Source organism: Humitalea rosea (assembly GCF_003253705.1).
Lineage (GTDB): Bacteria > Pseudomonadota > Alphaproteobacteria > Acetobacterales > Acetobacteraceae > Humitalea > Humitalea rosea.
The window spans coordinates 1-2,733 of record NZ_QKYU01000059.1 but is presented as its reverse complement, the minus strand read 5'-3'; the positions used below and the strand labels follow the sequence as shown (position 1 = coordinate 2,733).

Below are 2,733 nucleotides of genomic sequence, written 5' to 3'. Positions count from 1 at the left end.
CTTCCCGCGAATACTGTATGCGGGGGGCGGAAGCGCGCAAGGCGCCTAGTGTCAGCCCCGTTTTCGAGGTTGCCAGCGCTGCCAGGTTGCCAGCCTCGCCGGGCGGCATTCTTCACCACCACCATCGATTTCCAGCAGGTGCGCATGCCCCAGGCCCCATGGTCTGCGAGCGCCGTCGAGGCGCGCGCGGTCGCCTCCCTGCTGCCCTATGCCGGCAATGCGCGCACGCATTCCGCCGAGCAGGTGGGGCAGATCGCGGCCTCCATCCTCGAGTTCGGGTTCGTGGCGCCGGTGCTGGTCGACGAGCGCGGCGAGGTCATTGCCGGCCATGGCCGGCTGCAAGCCGCCAAATCCCTGGGCCTGGAGACGGTCCCCACCATCACCCGCGCCGGCCTGACCAAGGCGCAGAAGGCCGCCTACCGCCTGGCGGACAACCGTATCGCGCTGAATGCCAGCTGGGACGAGGCACTGCTCGCCGCCGAGGTCGCCAAGCTGCAGGAGATCGGCGGCCTCGATCTGGCGCTCACCGGCTTCGACGCGGGTGAGCTCGATCGGCTGCTGGCCGGCATGGAGCCGGTGGCAACGGACCCTGGCAACGGGTTGCTTGCCAGCCCGGCCGTTGCCAGCGCCGACGTCCCTGGCAACGACGCGTCGGCGGACGATCCCGCAGACGCCGATCCGGAGCCGCCGCGCCAGGCCGTTACCCGCCCCGGCGATCTCTGGCTGCTCGGCAACCACCGTCTTCTCTGCGGCGACAGCACCGACGCCGCCAGCGTGGCGCGCGTGATGGGCGAGGATCGCGCCGCGGTGTTGTTCACCTCCCCGCCCTATGGAAACCAGCGCGACTACACCACCGGTGGCGGCACCGATTGGGATGCGCTCATGCAGGGCGTGTTCCAGCATCTCGACGCGGCCATGCGGCCGGACGGCCAGGTGCTCGTCAACCTCGGCCTGATCCACCGCGACAGCGAATGGCAGCCCTATTGGTCCGGCTGGCTCGACTGGATGCGCGGCCGCGGCTGGCGCCGGTTTGGCCTCTACGCCTGGGACCAGGGGCCCGGTCTCCCCGGCGACTGGAACGGTCGCCTCGCGCCGGCCTTCGAGCTCGTCTTTCACTTCAACCGGCAGTCGCGCCAGGCGAACAAGATCGTGCCCTGCAAATGGGCCGGCACGCCGAACAAGGGCAGCGGACTGCGGGCTGCCGACGGCACCATCTCGGAATACCAGCACGCCGGCCTTCCGGTGCAGGACTTCCGCATCCCCGACAACGTGCTGCGCCTGACCCGCCACAAGGGCCGCGGCATCGAGACCGAGCACCCCGCGGTGTTCCCGGTGGTGCTGCCGGAGTTCCTGATGCGGACCTACACCGACGAAGGCGAGGTCGTGTTCGAGCCGTTTGGTGGCTCCGGGACCACCATTCTCGCCGGCCAGCGCACGGGCCGCCGCGTGCGGGCGATCGAACTGGCGCCGGCCTATGTCGACCTGGCGGTGGCGCGGTGGCGCATGCTGCACCCTGACCTGCCCGTGACGCTGGCCGACGATGGGCGGGACTATGACGCCGTTGCCGCAGCACGAATGGAGGCCACCGCCGATGCGGCCTGACCTTCAGATGGAGATGATGCCGGTGGCATCGCTCGCGGCATACGCCGCCAATGCGCGCATGCACCCCACCGAGCAGGTCGCGCAGCTGGCGGCGTCCATCGCCGAGTTCGGCTTCAACGTGCCGGTGCTGGTGGATGATGGTGGCGTGTTGATCGCGGGCCATGGTCGCGTCCTGGCGGCGAAAGCCCTCGGGCTCGACGCGATTCCCGCCATCCGGCTCGGCCATCTGACCGAGGCGCAGGCGCGGGCCTTCCGGCTGGCCGACAACCAGCTGGCGCTGAACTCGACCTGGGACGAGAGCCTGCTCGCCGCCGAGCTGCGGGAGCTGCGCGCGGATGAATTCGACATTGGCCTGATCGGCTTCGACCAGACAGACCTGGATCGCCTGCTGGCCGACACCGCGGGCGACGCCCCGGCTGCCGCTGGAGATAGCGATGCGCCGGCGCCCGAGCCACCGGTGGTTCCGGTTACCCGTCCCGGCGACCTCTGGCAGCTCGGTCCACACCGGCTGCTGTGCGGCGACGCCACCAGCGCAGCAGACGTGGCCAGCCTGCTGGATGGCGCGGCGCCGCATTTGATGATCACCGACCCGCCCTATGGCGTGAACTATGATCCGGAATGGCGGAACGAGGCCGGCGTGTCGGCCACCATGCGCACCGGCAAGGTGGCGAATGATGATCGCGCCGACTGGCGCCAGGCCTGGGCGTTGTTCCCGGGCGATGTCGCCTATGTCTGGCATGCCGGCGTGCACAGCCGCACGGTGATCGACAGCCTCGAGGCGACGGGCTTCGTGATCCGCAGTCAGATCGTCTGGGCGAAGCCGCGCTTCGTGCTGGGGCGCGGCGATTATCACTGGCAGCACGAGCCCTGCCTCTACGCGGTGCGCAAAGGCGCGACTGGGCATTGGCAGGGCGCGCGTGACCAGGCCACGCTCTGGGCCATCTCGAACGGCGGCGACGAGGACGCGGCGACGGTGCACGGCACGCAGAAGCCGGTGGAATGCATGCGCCGCCCGATCATCAACAACAGCGCGGCGGGCGAGGCGATCTACGATCCGTTTCTCGGCAGCGGCACCACGCTGATTGCCGCGGAGACGACGGGGCGGGTGTGCCATGCGGTGGATATCGATCC

2 protein-coding genes are annotated in these 2,733 nt (G+C 69.8%); both read left to right on the top strand.

From position 1 onward, the window contains the following. Window positions 1-144 precede the first annotated feature (144 nt). The gene (locus tag C8P66_RS23295) at window positions 145-1,602 is read left to right on the top strand and encodes a site-specific DNA-methyltransferase (RefSeq protein WP_111400663.1); all 1,458 of its coding nucleotides are present in this window, start codon (window positions 145-147) and stop codon (window positions 1,600-1,602) included. Further along, the coding region (locus tag C8P66_RS23290) for a site-specific DNA-methyltransferase (protein WP_111400662.1) at window positions 1,592-2,733 on the top strand (1,142 nt) is incomplete at its 3' end. The genes C8P66_RS23295 and C8P66_RS23290, both read left to right, overlap by 11 nt.

What these genes read in the sequence shown, in the direction of transcription:
- C8P66_RS23295 (WP_111400663.1), top strand. Translation starts at nt 145, where the DNA reads ATGCCCCAGGCCCCATGGTCTGCGAGCGCCGTCGAGGCGCGCGCGGTC.